General features: G+C 67.9%; 23 protein-coding genes. 14 read left to right on the forward strand and 9 right to left on the reverse strand.

Annotated elements, in window-relative coordinates; all coding sequences use genetic code 11:
- Positions 1-179 precede the first annotated feature (179 nt).
- From FN829_RS13445 to FN829_RS13455, 3 genes are all read right to left on the reverse strand, one after another.
- Positions 180-338: a hypothetical protein gene (locus tag FN829_RS13445; protein ID WP_185955773.1), complete on the reverse strand. Its 159-nt coding sequence runs from the start codon at positions 336-338 to the stop codon at positions 180-182.
- A 1-nt stretch (position 339) separates the two neighbouring features.
- Entirely contained in the window at positions 340-576 is a 237-nt protein-coding gene (locus FN829_RS13450) for an antitoxin VapB family protein (RefSeq protein ID WP_142987481.1), read from the reverse strand.
- Between the two features lie 104 nt (positions 577-680).
- Entirely contained in the window at positions 681-1,334 is a 654-nt protein-coding gene (locus FN829_RS13455; RefSeq protein ID WP_142987482.1) for a DUF6517 family protein, read from the reverse strand.
- A gap of 187 nt (positions 1,335-1,521) precedes the next feature.
- Between FN829_RS13455 and FN829_RS13460 the strand changes: the two genes are divergently transcribed.
- Positions 1,522-2,262: a hypothetical protein gene (locus tag FN829_RS13460; RefSeq protein WP_142987577.1), complete on the forward strand. Its 741-nt coding sequence runs from the start codon at positions 1,522-1,524 to the stop codon at positions 2,260-2,262.
- A gap of 59 nt (positions 2,263-2,321) precedes the next feature.
- On the opposite strand, the gene FN829_RS13465 is transcribed toward FN829_RS13460, so the two are convergent.
- Complete coding sequence (locus FN829_RS13465; RefSeq protein WP_142987483.1) at positions 2,322-3,377, reverse strand: PhzF family phenazine biosynthesis protein; 1,056 nt, start codon at positions 3,375-3,377, stop codon at positions 2,322-2,324.
- Positions 3,378-3,475: 98 nt separating this feature from the next.
- Here FN829_RS13465 and FN829_RS13470 point away from each other — a divergent pair, with 98 nt between their 5' ends.
- The 3 genes from FN829_RS13470 to FN829_RS13480 all read left to right on the forward strand — a co-directional run bounded on the left by FN829_RS13470 (position 3,476) and on the right by FN829_RS13480 (position 5,933).
- Positions 3,476-4,822, forward strand: a complete 1,347-nt coding sequence (locus tag FN829_RS13470; RefSeq protein WP_142987484.1) for an alkaline phosphatase family protein — start codon at positions 3,476-3,478, stop codon at positions 4,820-4,822.
- A gap of 27 nt (positions 4,823-4,849) precedes the next feature.
- Positions 4,850-5,557: a hypothetical protein gene (locus tag FN829_RS13475; RefSeq protein ID WP_142987485.1), complete on the forward strand. Its 708-nt coding sequence runs from the start codon at positions 4,850-4,852 to the stop codon at positions 5,555-5,557.
- A 97-nt stretch (positions 5,558-5,654) separates the two neighbouring features.
- Positions 5,655-5,933 carry a ubiquitin-like small modifier protein 1 gene (locus FN829_RS13480; protein WP_142987486.1) on the forward strand — a complete coding sequence of 93 codons (279 nt, stop codon included), beginning with the start codon at positions 5,655-5,657 and terminating at the stop codon, positions 5,931-5,933.
- 67 nt (positions 5,934-6,000) lie between these two features.
- Here the strand turns inward: FN829_RS13480 and FN829_RS13485 are convergent, their stop codons facing one another.
- Positions 6,001-7,707 carry an aldehyde ferredoxin oxidoreductase C-terminal domain-containing protein gene (locus FN829_RS13485; protein ID WP_142987487.1) on the reverse strand — a complete coding sequence of 569 codons (1,707 nt, stop codon included), beginning with the start codon at positions 7,705-7,707 and terminating at the stop codon, positions 6,001-6,003.
- Positions 7,708-7,884: 177 nt separating this feature from the next.
- Here FN829_RS13485 and FN829_RS13490 point away from each other — a divergent pair, with 177 nt between their 5' ends.
- From FN829_RS13490 to FN829_RS13535, 10 genes are all read left to right on the forward strand, one after another.
- Positions 7,885-8,481 carry a DUF7097 family protein gene (locus tag FN829_RS13490; protein WP_142987488.1) on the forward strand — a complete coding sequence of 199 codons (597 nt, stop codon included), beginning with the start codon at positions 7,885-7,887 and terminating at the stop codon, positions 8,479-8,481.
- 157 nt (positions 8,482-8,638) lie between these two features.
- Entirely contained in the window at positions 8,639-8,833 is a 195-nt protein-coding gene (locus FN829_RS13495; protein ID WP_142987489.1) for a DUF7333 family protein, read from the forward strand.
- A 144-nt stretch (positions 8,834-8,977) separates the two neighbouring features.
- Positions 8,978-9,928, forward strand: a complete 951-nt coding sequence (locus FN829_RS13500) for a calcium/sodium antiporter (RefSeq protein ID WP_142987490.1) — start codon at positions 8,978-8,980, stop codon at positions 9,926-9,928.
- Positions 9,929-10,015: 87 nt separating this feature from the next.
- Entirely contained in the window at positions 10,016-10,699 is a 684-nt protein-coding gene (locus FN829_RS13505) for a haloacid dehalogenase type II (protein WP_142987491.1), read from the forward strand.
- 106 nt (positions 10,700-10,805) lie between these two features.
- Positions 10,806-12,251 carry a D-aminoacyl-tRNA deacylase gene (locus FN829_RS13510; RefSeq protein WP_142987492.1) on the forward strand — a complete coding sequence of 482 codons (1,446 nt, stop codon included), beginning with the start codon at positions 10,806-10,808 and terminating at the stop codon, positions 12,249-12,251.
- Between the two features lie 117 nt (positions 12,252-12,368).
- Entirely contained in the window at positions 12,369-13,523 is a 1,155-nt protein-coding gene (ftsZ, locus tag FN829_RS13515; RefSeq protein ID WP_142987493.1) for a cell division protein FtsZ, read from the forward strand.
- 78 nt (positions 13,524-13,601) lie between these two features.
- The gene (locus tag FN829_RS13520) at positions 13,602-13,778 is read left to right on the forward strand and encodes a protein translocase SEC61 complex subunit gamma (protein WP_066414288.1); all 177 of its coding nucleotides are present in this window, start codon (positions 13,602-13,604) and stop codon (positions 13,776-13,778) included.
- The gene (locus tag FN829_RS13525) at positions 13,778-14,230 is read left to right on the forward strand and encodes a transcription elongation factor Spt5 (RefSeq protein WP_112077898.1); all 453 of its coding nucleotides are present in this window, start codon (positions 13,778-13,780) and stop codon (positions 14,228-14,230) included. The genes FN829_RS13520 and FN829_RS13525 overlap by 1 nt, the downstream gene beginning before the upstream one ends.
- A gap of 131 nt (positions 14,231-14,361) precedes the next feature.
- Positions 14,362-15,324: an archaeosortase A gene (gene artA, locus FN829_RS13530; RefSeq protein ID WP_142987494.1), complete on the forward strand. Its 963-nt coding sequence runs from the start codon at positions 14,362-14,364 to the stop codon at positions 15,322-15,324.
- Between the two features lie 76 nt (positions 15,325-15,400).
- The gene (locus FN829_RS13535; protein ID WP_142987495.1) at positions 15,401-16,648 is read left to right on the forward strand and encodes an MgtC/SapB family protein; all 1,248 of its coding nucleotides are present in this window, start codon (positions 15,401-15,403) and stop codon (positions 16,646-16,648) included.
- A 177-nt stretch (positions 16,649-16,825) separates the two neighbouring features.
- Here FN829_RS13535 and FN829_RS13540 read toward each other — a convergent pair whose 3' ends face one another.
- From FN829_RS13540 to dph5, 4 genes are all read right to left on the reverse strand, one after another.
- Positions 16,826-18,985 (reverse strand): beta-alanine-activating enzyme beta-propeller domain-containing protein, encoded by a 2,160-nt coding sequence (locus FN829_RS13540; protein ID WP_142987496.1) that lies wholly within the window; start codon positions 18,983-18,985, stop codon positions 16,826-16,828.
- A 180-nt stretch (positions 18,986-19,165) separates the two neighbouring features.
- Positions 19,166-19,540 (reverse strand): CBS domain-containing protein, encoded by a 375-nt coding sequence (locus FN829_RS13545; protein ID WP_142987497.1) that lies wholly within the window; start codon positions 19,538-19,540, stop codon positions 19,166-19,168.
- A 68-nt stretch (positions 19,541-19,608) separates the two neighbouring features.
- Positions 19,609-19,992, reverse strand: coding sequence for a CBS domain-containing protein (locus FN829_RS13550; protein WP_142987498.1), 384 nt, complete (start codon positions 19,990-19,992; stop codon positions 19,609-19,611).
- Between the two features lie 75 nt (positions 19,993-20,067).
- Complete coding sequence (dph5, locus tag FN829_RS13555) at positions 20,068-20,865, reverse strand: diphthine synthase (RefSeq protein ID WP_142987499.1); 798 nt, start codon at positions 20,863-20,865, stop codon at positions 20,068-20,070.
- Positions 20,866-21,093 lie beyond the last annotated feature (228 nt).

Genomic DNA, 21,093 nt, shown 5'->3' on the forward strand with positions numbered 1-21,093 from the left:
GTTTTGAGAACGCTCGTTGCGGCGGGGTTCCGTGAATCGTCGAAATCCTTCGGCGTGTTCACTCGTGAGACGTATACGCCGGGATATTCGTTTCGAACGACCGCCGAAGCGTAGTCCACAGGATCTCCGTCGGAACGGATCTCGTAGAGAAGAGCGGACGATCGCCGTCCGGCGTGCGTTCAGTACGTCTCTACGTCGACGTCGAGGCGTTCGAAGTCCTCGACGTTTCGCGTGAGAACCGGTTGCTGGACGAGGTCGTTCTCCAACTCTCTCGTCTTCTCCACGGTGTCTTCATCACCGTTCATCAGGTCGATCGAGAAGGACGTGTCCAAGAGCACGTTACGCGTTTTCCATCTCTGCCGTGATCCCTTCCAACTCCGCTTCCCGCCGATCGCGTCGCTCGTCGATGGCGTCGCGGAAGGTGTCGGCCTCCTCGTCGGAGAGAATGCCCGCGAGTTCCAGGAGCGAGCGCTCTCCAACGATCCGGAGAACCACGTCCAAGAATGTCTCATCCTCGCGTTTGCGGGCTTCGAGGCGCTCATAAGCGTCTTCCGAGAGACGGATGCTCTTCGACATATGTGTACGCTCGTATACAGATTCAAAAAGCTCTTTCTCCGGTGTGGGATCGAACTCGGAATCTGAAGCCACTTTCCGGCCCCACGGAGTCGCCCGCCACCGCCTCAGTGCTCGACCGCCTCCATCAGCGCACCCTGGGTTTCACCCTCCTCGATCGCACGCGGGTGGACGCCCACGAGCACGAGCACGTCCTCGCCGTGTTCGACGGTCGCGACGTGGATGAGCGCCGGAACGCTTCCCTCGGTGTCGACTGGCGCGTCCCCGACGTCCTCGAACCGGATCTCGGTGGCGAACGTGGTCACGGTCGTCTCGCTTTCGAGGATCGTCCGCGTCTCGGTGCCGACCTCCTCGAGGTCGCCGACGCTCCCGCCGTCGACGCCGCCGCTGCCTCCCTGCTCGAGCAGTCGCCGGAGCAGTTCCGCGCCGTCGGCGCGAACCAGCGGGTTGACCGACTGACCCGCCACCGTCGCGTTGGGCGTGCTCGCGACGAGCAGCGACGACGCCCGCTCGGGGTTCTCGTAGCTCGCGACCCACGACGTCGCCGACACCCGCCCCTCGATGCCGGCGACCTCGAACGTCTGCTCGATCTCGAACGACTGTGGGCCCTCGCCCTCGTAGCCCGCCTCCGACAGCGCCGCGTCCGGCACCCGCGCCGGCTCCGCGTCGAACTCGTAGGTCCCGTCCTCGCCGCCGAGACACCCGGCGGCCGCGACCGCCCCCGACGCCGCGACGGCCCCCAACAGTCGTCTTCGGTACATACCCGGAGGTACGTCGCCGTCCCGGTTTAACCGTACCGGCGGACGCGGGCGCGGGCGAGAGTGGCCGCTCCGGGCGGAAGGGGGGCGGCGTCGCTCCCGAGTCGGGCGCGTCCGCCGCGAGGCACAAAGTTCACGTCACCCCGCGCGCGATGTGTGCCAAATGGAACGACGAGGGCAGATCGGCCTGCTGGAGGCGCTCCTCCTCGACGTGGTCCGACTCCACGAGACGTGGATGGAGATCGTCTTCCCCAGACAGCTCGATCCCAGCACGGTGCTTGGCAAGTGGAAGCCGGAGACCGCCCCCCAGACCGTGGGGTACTACCTCTGGGCGGTCCTCGGCACCCCGCTCGTCGCGGTGGCGTATCCGCTGTTACTCGTCGGGTTCGCGACCCGGTTTTACGCCGCGAAGCTCGACTCCGCGGTTACCCGCATCGGGATCGCGGGCGCGGTGCTCGTCGCGACCGTCGTCTGGGGGGCGCTCACGCTCGTCACCTACCTCCAGCTTGCCACCGCAGACGTGATCGCGGTCGGCGCGGCCAGCGTCGTCGCGATCGTCTCCGCCGCCCTCGCCGCCGGGTTCTCGAAGGCCGGCGGCCGTCTCGTCAGCGTCCTGTTGGCGTACCCGTTCGCGATGACCGCGCTCTTCTTGCCGCCCGTCGTGGCCGCGCTCGTCACGCCGACTCTCGAGGCGATCATCCTCCCGTCGAGTTACGACCTGGCCGTCTGGATCCTCGACACGTTCCTCGCGGTCGGCGACGTCAACGAAACGCTCCGGAACGCCTTCGACCTCGAGACATTCGGCGAGCAGTGGGGGCTCCCGGGACTGGGGTACGTCCTGATGTGGATCGGCATCTCGGTCCCGCTCGGCTGGTTCCTCGGCGCGCTCGTCGCGCTCGCGAACCTGGTCCGCCCGAAGCCCGAGGAGTAGCCGACCCTCCACGCCGTTTCCCGGCTTGTTTCCGACTCGGACGACTCGAACGACTCGAACTACGCCTCGATGATCTCGTCGTCGTCGACCTCCTCGGGGAGGCTGATCTCGCCGTCGAGCGAGACGACCGCGTCGCCGCCGACTCTCACCGTCACGTCGCCGTCTCCGTCCGTGACGCCTGCTCCGTCCGTGACGCCTGCTCCGTCCGTGACGCCGTCGTCGCTTCTCCCTTCCTCGGCCGCCTCGATCCGAACTCGAACGCGTCCCGGTCGGTCGACGAAGTGGCCCTGCTCACACCGGATCTCCTCGGGGAAGTCGCCGTCGAAGGCCTCCACCGCGCGGAGGTACCCGCCGACTGCGCCGCTCGCGGTGCCCGTCACCGGGTCCTCGGGGATGCCGATGGCGGGAACGAACGTCCGGCCGTGGAGCGTCGAGTCGGCCTCGAGCGCGTCGAAGGTGAAGGTGTAGACGCCCGCCACGTCGAACTCGGCGGACAGGTCCTCGACCGCGCGCATATCCGGGTCGGCCTCGCCGAGCCGCTCGAGGAAGTTGACGGGAACGACGAGGAACCGGAGCCCGGTGGAAGCGACCGCCACGGGGAGGTCCGCGCCCACGTCGCGCAACGCGGCCGGGTCGATCCCGAGCGCGGAACCGAGACGCTCCGGATCGACGTCGACGGGCTCGACCGTCGGCGACCGCTGTCGCATCCAGACCCGGCCCGATTCGGTCACCGAGATCACCAGGTCGCCAACGTTCGTTCGGAGGACGTGATCGCCGGCCTCGACGGCCCCGTCCGCGAACAGCGCGGCGTACGAGGCGATCGTGGCGTGCCCGCAGAGATCGACCTCGTCGGTCGGCGTGAAATACCGGACCCGGTGGGCGGTTCCCGCCCCGTTCGGTTCCCCGTCAACCCCGTCGATTTCGTCGTCCGCCACGTCCATTTCCCCGGGGTCGAGAGGCGTGAGGAAGGCGGTCTCGGACGCGCCGATCTCGCTCGCGATCCGGCGCATTCGGTCGTCGCTCATCCCCGCGGCGTCGGGCACCACGCCGGCGACGTTGCCGGCGAGGGGGTCGTCTGTGAACGCGTCGACGAGCAGGGTGCGTCGCGTCTCCATGCGATCCCCTCGTTGCGCCCGCAAAAAAGGGTCCCGGGGCGGCGGGGACCGGGCCGTTCGATATCAACCCTTTTGCTCCTCTCCGCCGATGGGGGCGTATGGGCCTCTTCGACCGGTTGCGGGGGAACGACACTCCGCGCGTGGCGTTCGTCGGGATCGACGGACTTCCGTACGACCTCGTCGCGAACGACCCCGAGACGTTCCCGACGCTCTCGGCGATCGCCGAGGCGGGCGACGGCGGGGCGATAGACAGCATCGTCCCGCCGGAGTCGAGCGCCTGCTGGCCCGCCCTCACGACCGGCGTGAATCCGGGTGAGACCGGCGTCTACGGCTTCCAGGACCGCGAGGTCGGCTCCTACGACACCTACGTCCCGATGGGGCGGGACGTCCAGGCGACGCGGGTCTGGGACCGAGCCACCGCCGCGGGCCTCGACGCGACGGTGTTGAACGTCCCCGTCACGTTCCCGCCTCAACGGGACCTCCAGCGGATGCTCTCCGGATACCTCTCGCCCGAGGTCGACAAGGCCGCCCACCCCGAGGAGCTCCGGCAGTACCTCGCGACGGCCGAGTACACCCAGTCGGTCAACGCCAAGCTCGGCCACAAGTCGGACAAGACGGCGTTCATCGAACACGCCCGCGAGACGCTCGACCGCAGAGCGGCGCTGTTCGAGCGCTACGTCGAGCGCGACGACTGGGACCTCTTCGTCGGCGCGTTCACCGCCCCCGACCGGGTCAACCACTTCCTGTGGGGCGATCACCTCGATTCGGGAACGTACCACGAGGAGTTCCTCGAGTTCTACGCCGCGCTCGATTCGCACGTCGGATCGATCCGGAACGCCCTGCCCGACGACGTCACGCTCGTCGTCGGGTCCACCCACGGGTTCACGCGGCTTGAACACGACGTGTACTGTAACGAGTGGCTCGAGCGGGAGGGGTGGCTCGCGTACGAGGACGACGACCACGACTCGCTCGCGGACGTCGGCGGCGACGCCCGGGCGTACTCGCTCGTGCCCGGCCGGTTCTACGTCAACCTCGAGGGACGCGAGCCGGAGGGCGTCGTCCCCGAGAGCGAGTACGACGAGGTCCGTGCGGAACTGATCGCGGACCTGGAGGCGTGGGAGGGGCCGAACGGGAAGCCGGTCGTCGACCGCGTCGTCGAGCGCGAGACCGCCTTCCGAGGCGACCACGACGCGATCGCGCCGGACCTTGTGGCGATCCCGAACTCCGGGTTCGACCTGAAGGCCGGCTTCCGGCCCCGCGACCGCGTCTTCGACCCCGACGGGCCGCGGACGGGGATGCACACCTTCGAGAACGCCGCGCTCTTCGTCGATCACCCCGCCGCGGCCATCGAGGACGCCGACCTCCTCGACGTCGCGCCCACCCTCCTGAAGCTGCTCGACGTGGAGTACGCCCGGACCGACTGCGACGGCGCGAGCCTGGTGTGAGAATCGCGGAGGACGCCCGGAACCTCCATGACGCCCGTTCTACAGGCCGCGTTTCTCGTGTTCCTCGCCGGGATCCTCGGAGCGCTCCTCGTCGGGGCGCGGTCTCGGGACCTCCGGGCGGTCGTGAACGGGATCGCGTCCCTGGTCGCGGCCGCGACGCCGACGCTCGCCGAGTTCGCGATCGCACGCGCGATCGGGACGAGCGTCGCGTTCGCCCCCGAACTCTCGGCGTGGATCGCGGCCGCTGGCTTCCTCCACATGCTGGGGATGTTGGGGTGGTATGAGACCGTCGGGTGGTGGGACCACCTCACGCACACCGTCTCGGCCGCCCTCGTCGCGGCACTCGTCTACGGCAGCCTCCGGGGCCAGCATGCGCTCGCCTCGCAGGTCACCGACCTCTACGCGGTCGGCTTCACCGTCCTGTTCACGCTCGGAGCCGGCGTCTTCTGGGAGTTCGTGGAACTCGCGGCCCGCGAACTCGGCGAGTACGTCGACAGACCGCCGGTGCTCGAGTACTACGGCCTCCGCGACACGGTCCTCGACATGGCCTTCAACGGAGTGGGCGCGCTCGCGGTGATCGCACTCGACGTCCGCGTCTTCACGTCGATAGCGGAACAGATCCCGCGGATCGCGGGAGCGGTCCTCGCCGGGGGCACCGTCCTCCTGTTCGTCGGCACGCTCTGTCTCGGAGTCGCACTCGAGACCGTTCGAACGGACGCGACCGACGCGGGATGAGTCACGGAACCGTTCGACGACCGCCGACACGACGACCGCCGACGCGACGACCGCCGAAACCGCCAACGCTTATTCGGTGCCGTCCGTACCCGCGCCCATGCTGGTCGTGTTTCGGGCCTACGGCCCCGTTCGGGACGTCGTCGGATCGAAGACGGTCGACCGGGAGCTTCCGCCGGGCGCGACCCTCGAGGACCTGCTGACGGGACTGCTCGAGGAGCATCCCGACCTGACCGACCTCCTCTGTGCCGACGGAGACGTCGGCGACGCCGTGAGCCTCACCGTCGACGGCGTCAACGTCTCTCGGCTCGACGGACTCGAGACGACGCTGTCGGCGGGCGACGAGGTTCGCGCGGCCCCGCCGATCCACGGCGGATGAGGCGTCACGGCAGGTGACGCGTCTGCCGGGTCACTCCCGCCGGGGCGTTCAGCCCGACCGGATCCTCTCAGTCGTCGGCGACGCCGGCGGGCCCGCCGGCGACGTTCCCGGTCGGGACCGTTCCGTCCGGGTTCCAGCCCCGCAGGTCGTAGTACTCGTCGAGGGCTGCCTCGAAGTCGGGCAAGTCGTACGGCAGCCGGTCGTCCTCGCGGTCGAACCCGCGGCGGTTGTTGAAGTGCCGCTCCAGTTCTATCACGCGGTCGCCCATCGCGAGGAGGTCCTCGAAGTCGGCGTCCAGGAGTTCGGATCTGGCCTCGTCGTCGACGTAGCCGCTCGCGAACGCACAGAAGATGCCCGAGTCGCGGACGGCCTGTCGGTTCTCCCGTTCGATCAGGCGTTCGGGTTTCCCCGCCAGTCCCTCCGGGTCGACCTCGCCGTTGTACTCGAGGCTGAGGAACGACGAGTACATGTGGTCTGCCCCGCGATTCGCCACCGCGTAGGAGAGCCCCTGGCCGTGGATCGCCCGACCGTCGTGGGCGGCGAACTCGAGGCCCTTGACCGACCAGTTCTCGACGCCCAACTCGTCGTGACAGCGGGCGACGCCCTCGGCGAGCGCGTCGCCGACTCCCTCGCGGCGGGCGATCTTCTCGAGCGTCTCGTGGACCAGCGCCGCGTCGCCGAACGCGTCCTCGCTCGCGAGGTAGGCGGCGACCGTGTCGCCGGCGGAGATCGTGTCCATCCCGAGGTCGTCACACCGGTCGTTCGAGATCATCACGTCGACGACGTCGTCGACGCCGGCGTTGCTGCCGAACGCCATCACCGTCTCGAACTCCGGGCCTTCGGTCTCGACGCCGCGCTCCTCGTCGCGGGTCGGCAGCTTACACGCGAACGCGCACATCGAGCACGCCGCCTTCTTGTACTTCTTTTCTTCCACCGCGTCCCCGCCGATTCCCTCGACGCCCTCGAAGCTCATCTCCGAGAAGTACCGGGTCGGCAGGCCGAACTCGTCGTTGATGAACTCCGTCCCGTTCGTCGTCCCCTGGCGTTTCATGACGTCGTCGGCCGTCGCCGCCTCGCCGTGGATCTCGGACTGTATCTCCTCCGGGAGGTCGACGCGGGCGGGCGAGTCGCCGGCGAAGGTGAGACACTTCACGTTCTTCGCGCCGAGGACGGCACCCAGCCCGCCGCGGCCGAACGCGCGCGTGTCCGAGGTCATCACGCAGGCGAACCGGACGCGGTTCTCGCCCGCCGGTCCGACCGTCGCGAGGTGTTCGCTCTCGAGGCCGTGGCGCTCGCGCATCGCCTCGGTCACCGCCGGGACCTCCGCGCCGGCGAGTTCGGGGACCTCCTCGAACTCGACGGTCGGCGTGCCGTCGCCCGTCCCGTCGTCCCCCCCGCCGTCCCGGACGTGGACGGCGAGCAGTTCGTCGCTCGCGCCCGTGACCTCGAGGACGCTGTGCCCGGTGTCGACGAAATTCCGCGAGAGGTAGCCTCCGGCGTTCGTCGAGAGCAGTCCGTCCGTGAGCGGCGAGAGGCCGGTCATGTTCATCCGTCCCGTGAAACTCATTTGGGAGTGCTGGAGCGGCCCCGAGGAGAGGTACACCCGGTTCTCCGGGCCGAACGGGTCCGCGTCGAACGGGATCCGGTCGTGTGCGAGCTTCGTCGCCACCCCGCGGCCGCCGACGAACGCGGCCAGCACGTCGTCGATGTCCGTCGTCTCCGCCTCGCGGGCTCCGACGTCGACGGTCAGGAGGTCACCCTTCGCGTGGTTCATGCGGACGTATACCACGTGACGGGTTAGGGCGTCTGGGGAACCGTACAGCTTTTCCGGTACTCGCCGTGAGCGCGACGGGTTTCGGCCGGTCGAGTCGTCCTCACATCGATCTCACGCCGAAGTGACGGTCGACGCCTCCCGCGTCGAGTTGAAGTGTACCGGGATGGATCGGCGGGCATGGAACGGACGCCGGAGGGCACGCCGGTCGGGGTGGACGATCCCTACGCCACCGCCGGGACGTGCGATCACCTCACCGACGACGGGCGGTGCCGGTTCGCGCTGACGCGGGCGGGCGACGACCTCGCGTTCGCGGCCGAGCGGCGCGCCGACGACTACGCCTGTCACGTCGGCTCGGGCGGCGAGTGGCGGGCGTGTCCGCACTACCGATCGACGACCGACGGTCGCGAGTGCGCGCGCTGCGGGCTCGAGGAGGTCCGGCTGGCCCACGAGGACGCCCGATCGCTGGTCGAGGAACACCACCTCTCGTACGGGAGCGCAACGGACGCGAGCGCGGACGACGTCGGCGACGCCGTCGGCGTCGATTCCGACGAGAACGCCGGTTCCGACGACGCCGGCCCGCACGAGATCACGGTGGCGCTGTGTCGCTGGTGTCACGCGAAGGTCCACGCCTCCTTCGCCCGGATCGACGACGACGCGAGCCCGGACCCGGAGGCAGTGGCCGAGCGGGAGGGCCGCCGGACGAGGGAGCGGGAGGAGTCGGCGTTCTCGACGGCTCGGGAGCGGTACGGTTCCGAAGAGTCCGGTGACCGGTAGGCGGACTGGCCGTCGGAGCGATCGGCGACGCCCCGGCCGCTCCGCTCACGACCACTTACGCACGCTCGGCGCTCGAGGGTGCGCCACCGCATTGAACGGTGGTCACCGTCCGAGGGACCGACCGAACCCTTAGGTACGCGAAACCCGAACCGATCGTATGGAGTTCGACCTCCCGCGTGCGGCCGGTCTCGTGGCGCTCCTCATCGTCGTCGGAACCGCCGGGCTCGTCGGCGGCGGCATGATGCCGCTTTCGACGACGCTGATGATGGTCGTCCCCTCGATGGTCGCTTTCGGCGCCGTCGTCTTCGTCGTGGGCATGAAACACGGGGAGTTCCGCGCGACGCGAGCGTAGGGAGCCACCCTCCTCACCGTCCGGGCGACGCCCGTCACCGCTCGTGGTCTCGCCCCGTTGGCTCGCCCTGTTGGCTCGCTCCGTTCGCCTCGTTCCTCCGCGTCGTATCGCGTCGCTTTTGAAACGACGGCGTGAACCGCGGCCATGGTTCTCGGATCGCCGGTGACGGAACTCATGCTCCTCCTCGCCGGCGTCGGTCTGTTGTACGCCGGCGCGGAGTTGCTGGTCGCTGGCGCTCGCGATCTCGCGCTCGCGGTCGGGCTGAAGGCCTCGACGGTCGGGGTGACCGTCGTCGCGTTCGCGACGACCACGCCGGAGCTGTTCGTGTCGGTGCTCGGCGCGCTCACCGTCTCGACGGACATCGGGCTGGGCGCGATCGTGGGATCGAACGTCGCCAACATCGGGCTCGTGCTGGGCGTCTCCGCGCTCATCCGCCCGCTCGACGTCTCCGAAACGGTGTTTCGCCGGGACGTGCCGTTCATGATCCTCGCCGCGCTGCTGCTCGTCGGGCTGGGGTGGAACGGCCGGATCGGCCCCCTCGAGGGAGGCGTCCTCCTCGCGGCGCTCGTCGCGTTCACGGTCGTGGTGTTGCGCCGGGTTCAGCGGACGCAGGCCGGGATCTCCACCGCGGAGCGCGACGACATGCCCGACGCGGAGGCGAGGGACGTGGTCGTCGTGATCGGCGGCATCGTCGCGCTCGTCCTCGGCTCGCGCTGGCTGATCGACGGCGGCCGCGACCTGCTCGCCGCGGCCGGCTTCTCGGACTTCTTCATCGGCCTCACCGTTCTCGCGGTCGGCACCTCGCTTCCCGAACTCGCCGCCAGCGTCGTCGCCGCCGTCCGCGGCGAGGCGAGCTTCAGCGTCGGCAACGTCGTCGGCTCGAACATCTACAACGTCCTGGCCGTGATCGGCCTGCTCGCGTTCGTCTCCCCGATCGACGTGAGTCCGGGGATCCGGAGCTTCGAGTTCCCGGCGCTCCTCGCGTTCACCCTGCTCGTCGTCGGGCTGATGTACCGCGGCGACCGGCTCACGCGGGTCGACGGCGCGGTCCTCGTGGTCGCGTACGGGGGGTTCATCTACCTGCTGTTGCCGTGAGATCACCGCGGATGGCCGTCTGCCGGTGTGCGACGATCCCACACGAGGGCGGCACGGTTATGTCCGCGTTCGTGGAAGACCCGTCGAATGTCGTTCCTACCGGAGCGGGTACGGACGGTCACGTTCGATTCGTACAGCACCCTCGTCGACGTGGACGCCGCCGAGAAGGCGCTCGCCGAGCGGGTCGCGGACCCGGAGCCCGTTTCGAGACTCTGGCGGGCGCGGTCGCTCGAGTACACGTTCGTCGCGAACTTCGTCGACGCCTATCAGCCGTTCTACGAGATGAACCGCGACGCGCTCCAGTACGCGCTCGACTTCCACGGCGTCGACGTCCCGCCGGAGGAGCGCGACGAGATACTCGCGGTGTACCACGAACTCGACGTCTTCGACGACGTCAGAGCGGGGATCGAGCGGCTCCGCGACGCCGGGTACGACTGTTACGTCGTCTCGAACGGGGACCCGGAGATGCTCTCGGCGATGATCGACCACGCCGGGATCGGCGACGTCATCGAGGACGCGATCAGCGCGGACGAGGTGGAGACGTTCAAACCCGACGCCGAACTCTACCGCCACGCGGCCGCGAGAACGGGGACGCCGATCGACGGGATCGCCCACGTGACCGCCGCCTGGTTCGACGTGATGGGAGCCGAACACGCCGGCGCGCAGGGCGTCTGGGTGGATCGGAAAGGGTCGCCGTTGGACGCCTTCGCCGGGTCGCCGGACCTGACGATCGAGTCGTTCCACGAGCTGGCGGACGCGCTCGACGTCTGAGGGAGTCGCCCGCGCGTCCGACGGCGATCCGCCGGATCCGGACCGATAGCCACTCTACCGGACCCGAACCGATGGCTATTCGGCCGGCGACCGCGCACCCGGAGCCGTGATAGCGATCGTCGTCAGCCGGGCCGACAGCGCCTCCGAACACATTGGTGAGCGCCTTCTCGAGATCGGCGACTGGACGAGCCGCGAGGACGGGAGCCGCCCCGACGCCGCGGGCGGCGGGACCTACTACCGGACGGACGGCTTCGAACTCCGGGAGTTCGACGGCCTCCACATCGACCTGTCGAACCCCGCGGCCGCCTTCGGGGACGAAGACGGGGAAGACGACGGTGCGGACGGGAACGACGAGCGCGACGACCCCAAGCTCCTCGTGTTCGTCTCGCGACACTCGGGGAACTCCGGCCCGCTCCTGACCGCCCACGTCACCGGCAACTTCGGCCCCGCGGAGTACGGCGGGGAACCGCGGACGCTCGCGCGGGCCGCACCCGGCGCGGTGAGCCGCGTCGTCGACGCGATGGCGACGCACGCGCCCGAGGGGTACGACGTGGGGATCGAGTGTACCCACCACGGGCCGACCGACGCCGCGGTCCCCTCGCTGTTCGCCGAACTCGGCTCCGATGAGTCCGAGTGGGCCGATCCCGAAGGCGCCCGGGCGGTCGCGAGGGCGGTTCTCGAGCTTCGGGGGAGCGGGCCGGATCTCCGCGGATCCGACGGTCGGAACCGCCACGTCGTCGGCTTCGGCGGCGGCCATTACGCCCCACGGTTCACCCGGATCGTCCGGGAGACGGAGTGGACCGTCGGTCACGTCGGGGCCGACTGGACGCTCGACGAGATGGGCGCGCCGGACGCGAACCGCGACGTGATCGAGCAGGCGTTCGCGCGGAGCCGCGCCGATCACGCCGTGATCGAGGGGGATCGTCCCGAACTTGCCGACGCGATCCGAGATATCGGCCACCGGGTCGTGAGCGAGACGTGGGTCCGCGAGGTCGGAGACCGCCCGCTCGCGCTGGTCGAGCGGCTCGAGGAGGCGATGGGGTCCGTCGACGAGGGGCTCCGGTTCGGCTCGGTCGCTCCCGAGGACGACGCGGTCGACCGCGACGGTCGGGACGCCCCCGGAGATCCGGCGGACGCGGTGACCGTTCGGGATCTACCCGCCGAGTTGCTGGCGCGGGCACAGGGCGTCGACGCCGAGGCCGCCCGCGAGGTCGTCGAGTCGAACGCGGTCGCGTTCGGGACCGAGCAGGCGGGGACGCGCGCGGCCAGGGAAGTCGCGCTCGCGGGCGACGACGCAGACTCCGGATACGCGGACCTGATCGCCGACCTCGCGGACGTCCTGGAGTCCGGCTACGACGAGGTCGTCGTCGAGGACGACGCCGTCATCGCTCGCGAGACCGCCTTCGACCCGTCACTGGCGGCCGAACTGGGCGTGCCGGAGGGTCCGGCGTTCGGGCGGCTCGCGTCGGGCGAGACGGTCGAGGTCGACGGCGAGGCGATCACCCCGGACGCGGTCTCGACGCGCTCGGAGGAGCGGTTCCCGATCGAGTGAGCGGCTCGAACCGAGCGATCGGCCCCCTCGGGCCGACTGGCGGGGGCTCCCGCCGTCTGACGCGAGTCGGACGATCGGGCAAGAATAAATACGTCGGGGTCGCAACGCAACCATATCATGGACTCCATCGTTGAGGACGCCATCGACGAAGCCGAGGAATCCCCGGCGGACGGCTCCGGGGGTCCCGGCGACCCCGCTCAGGACGAACACACCGGCGCGGCTCCACAGACCGGCACGATGACCGACGACGAGCTGAAGGACGTCCTCCAGGACCTCCAGACCAACATCACCGTCGTCGGCTGCGGCGGCGCGGGCGGCAACACGGTCAATCGGATGACCGAGGAGGGGATCCACGGCGCGAAGCTCGTCGCGGCCAACACCGACGTCCAGCACCTCGTCAACATCGAGGCCGACACCAAGATCCTGATGGGTCAACAGAAGACCCAGGGCCGCGGCGCGGGGTCGCTCCCGCAGGTCGGCGAGGAGGCCGCCATCGAGTCCCAAGAGGAGATACAGGACGCCATCGACGGCTCCGACATGGTGTTCGTCACCGCCGGGCTCGGCGGGGGGACCGGTACGGGATCGGCCCCGGTCGTCGCGAAGGCCGCCCGTGACTCCGGTGCGCTCACCATCGCCATCGTCACGACCCCGTTCACCGCCGAGGGCGAGGTCCGCCGGACGAACGCCGAGGCCGGCCTCGAGCGCCTCCGCGACGTGAGCGACACCGTGATCGTCGTCCCCAACGACCGCCTGCTCGACGCGGTCGGGAAGCTCCCCGTGCGCCAGGCGTTCAAGGTGTCCGACGAGGTGCTGATGCGCTCGGTGAAGGGGATCACGGAGCTGATCACCAAGCCTGGCCTCGTCAACCTCGACTTCGCCGACGTCCGCACCGTGATGGAGAAGGGCGGCGTCGCGATGATCGGCCTCGGCGAGTCCGACTCCGAGTCGAAGGCGCAGGATTCGGTGAAGTCGGCGCTGCGCTCGCCGCTCCTCGACGTCGACATCTCCGGGGCGAACTCCGCGCTCGTGAACGTCACCGGCGGACAGGACATGTCCATCGAGGAGGCGGAGGGCGTCGTCGAGGAGATCTACGACCGGATCGACCCCGACGCCCGGATCATCTGGGGGACCTCCGTCGACGAGGACCTCGAGGGCGAGATGCGGACGATGATCGTCGTCACGGGCGTCGAGTCGCCGCAGATCTACGGCCAGAACGACGGCGACGCCGAAGGGGCCGCCGCCGAGATGGAGGACATCGACTACGTCGAGTGAGACCGTCTCGCGGCGACGGCGTCGCCCCGAACCCGCATCAAAAGGTAAAAACCGTCCCGTCACGAACTCGCTCGTAACATGGACGTCCCGTACGACCTCAACAGCTATATCCGCGTGTTGAAGCTGGCGAGCACGCCGAGCACCGACGAGTTCCTCCAGGTGTCGAAGATCGCCGGTGCCGGGATCCTGCTCATCGGCTTCCTCGGCTTCCTGATGTTCGCGATCATGAGCCTCCTTCCGGGGGTCGGCGCGTAATGCCGATCTTCTCGGTCAAGACGACCGCCCGCCAGGAGCGGACCGTCGCGGACATGCTCGCCGAAAAGGAGATGCCCGAGATCCAGGCGGTCATCGCCCCGGACCAGCTCACGAGCTACGTGATGGTCGAGGCGAGCGACGGAAGCGTCTTCGCCCGGATCCTCGACGAGATCCCCCACGCCCGCGGCGTCATCCAGGGCGCGGACGGTCCCGCGGAGAGCCCCTTCTCGGAGGTCGAACACTTCCTCTCGCCGACCCCGGACGTGGAGGGGATCGCCGAGGGCGACATCGTCGAGCTGATCGCGGGGCCGTTCAAGGGCGAGAAGGCCCGCGTCCAGCGCATCGACGAGGGCAAAGACCAGGTGACCGTCGAGCTGTACGAGGCGACCGTCCCCATCCCGGTCACGGTCCGCGGCGACCAGATCCGCGTGCTCGACAGCGAGGAGCGATAGCTCCTCGGACCGGTCGACCGCGCGACGCGCCGTGAATCGACGGCGAGAAGCGGTAGTCCCCTACTCAGTCTCCCTCCTCGGATCTCCGGCAACGACAAGGGCTTTATTCGACGACCCCCGACCCTCTCCACATGTTCGGTCCCGGCGTCCCCGCGATACTGAGCGTGGTCCCCGACACGTTCACGTTCGCGTGGATCGTGGCGATCCTCTTCGCGGCCGCCTGGCTGCTCGACTCCCGCGGGTATGCGGCGGGACGCGCGCTCGCGGCCGGTACGTGGGGCCTCTTCGGACTGTTCTGGCTGACGACGGTGCCGTACTTCGCGTTCGAACACCAGAGCTACGTCGAGTCGATCCTCGCGCTCGTCGGCGTCCCCGCCTGCGTCTACGTCGGCTACCTGCTGTACGACGGGCGGGCGTCGCTCTTTACGCTCACGAGGGCCGTCTCGATCATGCTGTTCATCTACCTCCCGTTCGAGACGATCCCCGCGTTCACGCTGGCCGGCGTGGCGGTCCCGGAGCCCCGACGGATCCTCATCGAGATCGTCGCGAACCAGACGGGCGTGCTCATCGATCTGCTCGGGTACGCGCCCGAGCGGGTGGCGAACTACGAGGGGTACGACGCCGCCTTCGCGTGGACGCTCGAGGACGGCCACCGCATGCGGATCAACGTCGTGTTGGCGTGTACGGGGCTCGGCAGCATGGCGATCTTCGGCGGGCTCGTCGCCGCGGTGGAGGGGCCGCTCGACCGGAAGCTTCGGGCGCTCGCCGTCTCGATCCCGCTCATCTACGTCCTCAACCTCCTCCGGACGACGTTCATCACGGTCGTCGCCGGCAACCAGTACATGCAGTGGCAGCCGGAGCTGGTGTTGGCGATGTTCGGCGCGACCGACCCCTACCGCGTCTCGTTTCTGGTTTCGGACCGTATCATCAGCCAACTGCTCGCGGTCGTCGCGCTGATCGGGATCACCTACCTCGTCGCCAGACAGCTCCCGGAGCTCGTCGTGATCCTCGAGGACGTCCTCTACGTGCTCACCGGCGAGGAACACGACCTCACGGAGGCGCTCGACCTCCCGCGGGAGCCGACCAACCGGTGACGAGGTGTCGATCCGTGGAACCGATCCGACGCGACCGACGGGCGCTCCGACGCGGAAAACGGAGGCGTGACCCGCCGTGGTGAGCGGCGTCGACCTCCTCGTCTACCTGGAGACGAACGTCGCCAAGCTGGTGTTGGCGACGCTTCTGGGGATGTTCCTGGGGCTCGAACGCGAGTGGTCACAGAAGTCGGCGGGGATCCGGACGTTCGCGCTCGTCAGCCTCGTCGCCGCCGTCTTCTCCGTCGCCGGCGAGCCGGGACTGCTGGTCGTCGGCGGGGTCCTGATCGTCGCCAGCGCCGTGCTGTTGGCCGTCCGGAGCTTCGTCGAGACGGACGTGGACGGCCTCTCTCTCACCACCTCCGTCTCGATGCTCGTCGCCTACGGGGTCGGCGTGCTCGTCGCGGCGAGCCTCTTTCTGGAGGCGGTCACGGTCGCGGTGCTCTCCTCGTTCCTGCTCGTGTTGAAACGCGAGCTCCACCAGTTCGCGTGGGGGCTCTCCCGCGAGGAGGTGCGCAGCGCCGTCGAGTTCACCATCCTCGCGTTCGTCGTCTTCCCGATTTTACCCGCGGAGACGGTCGACCCCTGGGGGGCGGTCCAGCCGCGGCTGGTCTGGTCGCTCGTCGTCGCGATAAGCGCGATCGGGTTCGTCAACTACGTGCTCGTCAAGAAATACCAGGGCCGCGGCTACGCCGTCACGGGCTTCTTCGGCGGGCTCGTGAACTCCACCGCGGTCGTCGCCGAGATGGCCAAACGCGCCGCCGGACGAAGCGATCTCGTCGACATCGCCGTCGGCTCGATCCTGCTCGCGAACGCGGCGATGGCGCTTCGGAACGCGGCGCTCGTCGTCGTCTTCGTCCCCGAGGCCGCCCTCGCCGTCGGCGCGCCCCTCGGCGCGATCACGGTCGCGGGGGTCGCGATCGCGTTCTGGCGGAGCGAGTGGCGGACCGGCGTGGAGGCCGAACTCACCTCCCCGTTCAGCCTGCGGAACGCGCTCACCTTCGGCGGGCTGTTCCTCGTCGTGCTCCTCGTCTCCGCCGGCGCGGAGCGGGCGTTCGGCGCGACCGGGTTCGTCGTCACGGCGTTCCTCGCGGGGCTCGTCTCCTCGGGCACGGCGACGACGACCGCCGTCTCGCTTCTGGGAACCGGCCAGGTCACGGTCGACACCGCGGTCGCGGGGATCGTCGCCGGCACGGTCTCGAGCATCCTCGTGAAGACCGCCTTCGCCGCGAGCGTCGGCCGCGACCTCGTCCGGCCGGTGCTGATCTGGAACCTCGTGCTCATCGCCGTCGGGCTGGCGGTCGGAACGCCGCTGTTGCTGTTTTGAGCGGTGCGAGGCGGAAGGAGTTCGATCGAATCCCCGTTCTCGAGCCCTCAACCTCACTGAACTGCCCGCCGAGTGTATATTGATCACTGAAACGTCGATCTCTCCACCGAGGTGTTCCGATACTCGGGCGGGACAGACAGCCCCAATACGGCAGAGCTGCCGCTCGATCACAGTCTCCTATGAACTCTGAGCGAATCCGTATTCGGACTGTTCACGTCGCCGTGAAACCGCTTCTTCGGTGTCGAACTCGTAACTATCGGCGTCGTTCCACCACGACAGCAGCGTCAGTGTCGTCGCTACCCCGTCATTCGTCGTCTCTTCAGTCACCAGTGTTTCGACGGCAGCAGGGAGCCACGGCGGTTCCTCGCTGCTCTCGAGTTCGCCGAGCGTCTCGATTCCAGCGTCGGTCAGGGCCGCCGTCTCTGCGTCCGGGATCATCGGTAGCTCACTGAGCGTCGTCGAGACCAACTCTCGATCGGGCTGGACGCTCACTTCCACGGACGAGGTGAGCAGGTCGTCGTCGCCGTCTTGGAGAATATCGATGGCTTCCTCGAACGAATCCCGCGCCTGCCGGAACCGAATCCGGGCGAGCGTCCGGCTAGCCTGAGCGTAGGCCACGATACCCACCTGAAAGCTCCGTTCGGCCGCTCTCAGCACCTCCCTGAGATCGTCCCGTTGCTCGTTGCGGGTCTGGATAGTCGCTAATTCGCCACGTGTCGAGTCGATGGACTCCTCGATCTCCGCGCGTGTCTCGGTGGCTCCGGCGTCGAGTTCGTCGAGGGCTGCTCGATACTGGATGAGAGCCTCGCTGTAGGCGTCGGCTGCCTCGTCGAACTCGTCGTTCGCTCTGGCGAAGACGGCCGTTTCGAGGGCCGTTTCGGCCTCCGATCGAAGCTCATCGACCTTCGATGAGCCGTCGGTTTCGGACTCTTCTGTGGGCGTCGTCGATGGATCCGTCTCTGAGGAGGGTGTGGAAGACGGTTTACTACTGGACTCTTCAGGGGACTCCTGATCCGATTGCTGAGTCTTCCTGCGTCGCCGGAACAGATATCCACCACCAGCGATGCCTCCGATCCCAACACCTCCGATGGTAAGCCATTCAACGTTGTTTCGAACCCACGAGGCGTATAACGCGTAGGCAGGAATGTCGATTGATTGGTCGGCATAGCGCCAGTCGCCGTGGTGTCCCAGCGTTCCAAGCAGTACACGGGAACCTTCACTTGAGCCATCGAGACCAGTGTCTATTGCATAGAGATTGCCACCATCACTCCCGACGAAGGCGGTCCCATCAACTACCGTCGGCGACGAGTGTATCGACGAGCCGGTTTCGAAGGCCCACTGTTGGTCGCCCGTTTCCGCATCCACCGCATAGAGATTGTCACGATAACCAACGAGGACGATATCCTCAACCACCGTCGGCGAAGAGTAGATCCCATAGTCGGCCTTGAAGTTCCACTGTTGCTCACCGGTTTCCGCATCTACCGCGTAGAGATTGCCACCATCACTCCCGACGAAGACGGAATCACCACTCACCGTCGGCGATGAAAAGATCCCCTCGCCAGTTTCGAAGGCCCACTGTTCCTCTCCCGTTTCCGAATCCACCGCGTAGAGATTGCCGTCGGTACTCCCGACGAAGATGGAACCACCACTCACCGTCGGCGACGACCGAATCGTACCGTCAGTTCCGAAGGCCCATTGTTCCTCTCCCGTTTCCGCATCCACCACGTAGAGATTGCGATCCAGACTCCCGACGAAGACGGAACCATCACTCACTGTCGGCGACGACTGAATCGCACCGCCGGTCTCGAATGACCACCGTTGTTCACCGGTTTCCGCATCCACCGCGTAGAGATTGCTATCCCAATCCCCGACGAAGACGGTCCCATCAACCACCGTCGGCGACGAGCCAATTTGACTGGTGGTTTCGAAGGCCCACTGTTGGTTGCCAGTCTCGGCATCTACCGCGTAAAGACGACCCGTTCCTTTCAAAATGTCAAATGTATCTACTGTTCCCCCGACGAAGACGGTATCATCAACCACTGTCGAGGATGATTCCGTATAGACGCCGATCTCGAAGACCCACTGCTGGTTGCCCGTCTCGATATCGACTGCGTAAAGATTTCCGTTGGAACTCGTGACGAAGACGGTGTTGTCAACTACCGTTGCGGACGACTCAATCGCACCATTGGTTTCGAAGACCCACAGTTCGTCGCCAGGATCGCCAGCAACCGTGGGAGCACCCGTACCGAGGATGCCCAGCGTCGTGAGACCACCGACCGTCCGAAGAACCCGACGGCGATTTGCTCGGAGGCGTCCGGACCCCGGGCTATCTCTCATAGTCTCATGACTGTCTCTTGAATTGATAAATTATTAGGGTAAGTTGCTGAACTCCGGTTTTTATTTCTTACAGTTTCTCTGACATAATATAATTACTCAGCGCTCTGCGTCGGTACGTAGATCACCCGACCGGCTTCGATCGGCCGAAGCGGACGGAACCGGGCAGCAGACCGACGCTCACTACGACAGGTGCGCGGTCACGTCGGTCGAGGAGATCATCCCGACGTAGTCGTCGTCGACCACGGGGAGGTGTTTCACGCCGTACATCGTCATCATGGCGGCGACCTCCTCCATCAGCAGGTCCGGCGTCACGGTCTCGACGTCCTCCGTCATCACGTCGCGGACGAGCGTCTCCTCGGTGTCCCGACCCGCGGCGACCGCGCCGATGATGTCGCTCTGGGTGACGATACAGCCGCTGCCGGCGGTGACGACGAGCGCGCTGATGTCACCTTCGGTCATGCGACGCGCGGCCTCGCGGATCGGTTCGTCGCCGCCGATCGTCTCCAGCGGCGTCGACATGACCTCGCTGACTCGGGTGCGATCGTGTAAGTCCATATCACACCTCGTCCGTGAGGCGTGTTGGTTCTTCCGGATGGCGCAAGGGGTTTCGCCCCCGTCGGGGACTACCGGCGGGCGAGGTGTTTCGTGAGGTCGGTCGTCGACAGCATTCCGACGACGACCCCGTCCCCGTCGGTCACCGGGAGGTGACTGTACTCGCCATCGGCGAGGTCGGCGAGCGCCTCGACCGAGTCGTCCTCGGAGGCGGTTACGACGTCGGCGGTCATACACTCGCCGACGAGCGTCGCGTCGTGAGGGTCGTTCTCGCGGACGAGCCGCACGAAGTCCCACCCGGTGAGCAGCCCCTCCAGACGGCCGGCCTCGTCGACGACGAGGATCGAGTTCACGCCCGTCTCCAGCATCCGTTCGGCCGCCTCCGCCGCGGTGGCTTCGGCGGCGACCGTCACGAGCTCCGTCGACATGAGCCGACCGACGGGTACGTCAGTCATGTTCCGCGTCGACGGGGGCCACCATAATTAATCGTGAGGGTCGGTGCGCCGCTCCGGTTCACTCCTCGGGAGAATTCACTCCTCGAGGAGCGACTCGGGCGCGCCGGCCAGCCCGACGAGCGCCTCCGCCTCGACGTGGTGGAGGTCGCCGGGGATCACGAGGAGGTGGAGCGGGTCGCCGAACTCGCGGCCGGCGAGTGCCGAGAGCCGGTCCGCGTCGACGACCGCGTCCGGCGAACCGGCACGGGCGACGACGACGGCCAGTTCGTCGCGCCAGCCGTCCGCGAGGAGGCCCGCCGCGTAGTCGGCGGTCATGTACTCCTCGTGATCGGGATCGGGACCCGACGGGCCGGTCCCCACCTTGATGTCGAGGTAGACGACGGTGTGGAGCCCGCGCTCGCGGTTCGCCTCGATCGTCTCGCGTACGCTGCCCGGCACGCCGTCGCCGCCGTGTGCGTAGGGGAACGGGAGCGTCACGGCCTTCCCGAACCGGTAGTTCTGGAGGCCGGTGAGACTCGAGGCGGCCGACTGGGCGGTAACGCCGTGGATCACCCGCGTCTCTATCCCCCGTTCTTCGGCCCGCAATCGGAGGTCGGTGTGCGTCGTCGAGATCATCGTGTCGCCGGCGGTGAGGAAGGCGGCGTCACCGGCCTCGGCGGCCGCGAGGATCGGTTCCGGGTCGCGCTCGACTCCCTCGCGGTCGCGCACCTCGATGTCGACGCCGTGGGCGGCCTCGAGGTCCGCGACGTCCGCGCCGACGAGTCGGCTGGTGTAGAACTCCGCGAAGACCCGGTCGGCCGACCGGAGCGCCTTGCGCCCCTCGACGGTGATCGAGCGCTCGTCGTGGAGGCCGAGTCCGATGAACGTGAGCATACCCCCGTTCCGCGGAGGACGGTCTAAAAGGGCGCGGACCGCCGTCGCCCGACCGCTCGACGCGAGCGGCGTCGGCTCGCCGTTCGGCCTCCACGCCGGACCTCGGAACCCCCGTACGCACCGGCGAGGGGGCTTCGCTCCGGGGATCGTTCATGATCGTTTCATGTGAATCCATAGCAAACCCTAAGAGGTGACCGACACAACGTCTGGCTACTGGGCCTTACCGGG

Origin of the sequence: Halorubrum cibi, assembly GCF_900182635.1 — an archaeon.
GTDB classification, from domain to species: Archaea; Halobacteriota; Halobacteria; order Halobacteriales; family Haloferacaceae; genus Halorubrum; species Halorubrum cibi.

Coding starts and splice junctions, on each gene's coding strand:
- FN829_RS13450 (WP_142987481.1), bottom strand. CDS start 576: ATGTCGAAGAGCATCCGTCTCTCGGAAGACGCTTATGAGCGCCTCGAA.
- FN829_RS13455 (WP_142987482.1), bottom strand. CDS start 1,334: ATGTACCGAAGACGACTGTTGGGGGCCGTCGCGGCGTCGGGGGCGGTC.
- FN829_RS13465 (WP_142987483.1), bottom strand. CDS start 3,377: ATGGAGACGCGACGCACCCTGCTCGTCGACGCGTTCACAGACGACCCC.
- FN829_RS13470 (WP_142987484.1), top strand. CDS start 3,476: ATGGGCCTCTTCGACCGGTTGCGGGGGAACGACACTCCGCGCGTGGCG.
- FN829_RS13475 (WP_142987485.1), top strand. CDS start 4,850: ATGACGCCCGTTCTACAGGCCGCGTTTCTCGTGTTCCTCGCCGGGATC.
- FN829_RS13480 (WP_142987486.1), top strand. CDS start 5,655: ATGCTGGTCGTGTTTCGGGCCTACGGCCCCGTTCGGGACGTCGTCGGA.
- FN829_RS13485 (WP_142987487.1), bottom strand. CDS start 7,707: ATGAACCACGCGAAGGGTGACCTCCTGACCGTCGACGTCGGAGCCCGC.
- FN829_RS13490 (WP_142987488.1), top strand. CDS start 7,885: ATGGAACGGACGCCGGAGGGCACGCCGGTCGGGGTGGACGATCCCTAC.
- FN829_RS13495 (WP_142987489.1), top strand. CDS start 8,639: ATGGAGTTCGACCTCCCGCGTGCGGCCGGTCTCGTGGCGCTCCTCATC.
- FN829_RS13500 (WP_142987490.1), top strand. CDS start 8,978: ATGGTTCTCGGATCGCCGGTGACGGAACTCATGCTCCTCCTCGCCGGC.
- FN829_RS13505 (WP_142987491.1), top strand. CDS start 10,016: ATGTCGTTCCTACCGGAGCGGGTACGGACGGTCACGTTCGATTCGTAC.
- ftsZ (WP_142987493.1), top strand. CDS start 12,369: ATGGACTCCATCGTTGAGGACGCCATCGACGAAGCCGAGGAATCCCCG.
- FN829_RS13520 (WP_066414288.1), top strand. CDS start 13,602: ATGGACGTCCCGTACGACCTCAACAGCTATATCCGCGTGTTGAAGCTG.
- FN829_RS13525 (WP_112077898.1), top strand. CDS start 13,778: ATGCCGATCTTCTCGGTCAAGACGACCGCCCGCCAGGAGCGGACCGTC.
- artA (WP_142987494.1), top strand. CDS start 14,362: ATGTTCGGTCCCGGCGTCCCCGCGATACTGAGCGTGGTCCCCGACACG.
- FN829_RS13540 (WP_142987496.1), bottom strand. CDS start 18,985: ATGAGAGATAGCCCGGGGTCCGGACGCCTCCGAGCAAATCGCCGTCGG.
- FN829_RS13545 (WP_142987497.1), bottom strand. CDS start 19,540: ATGGACTTACACGATCGCACCCGAGTCAGCGAGGTCATGTCGACGCCG.
- FN829_RS13550 (WP_142987498.1), bottom strand. CDS start 19,992: ATGACTGACGTACCCGTCGGTCGGCTCATGTCGACGGAGCTCGTGACG.
- dph5 (WP_142987499.1), bottom strand. CDS start 20,865: ATGCTCACGTTCATCGGACTCGGCCTCCACGACGAGCGCTCGATCACC.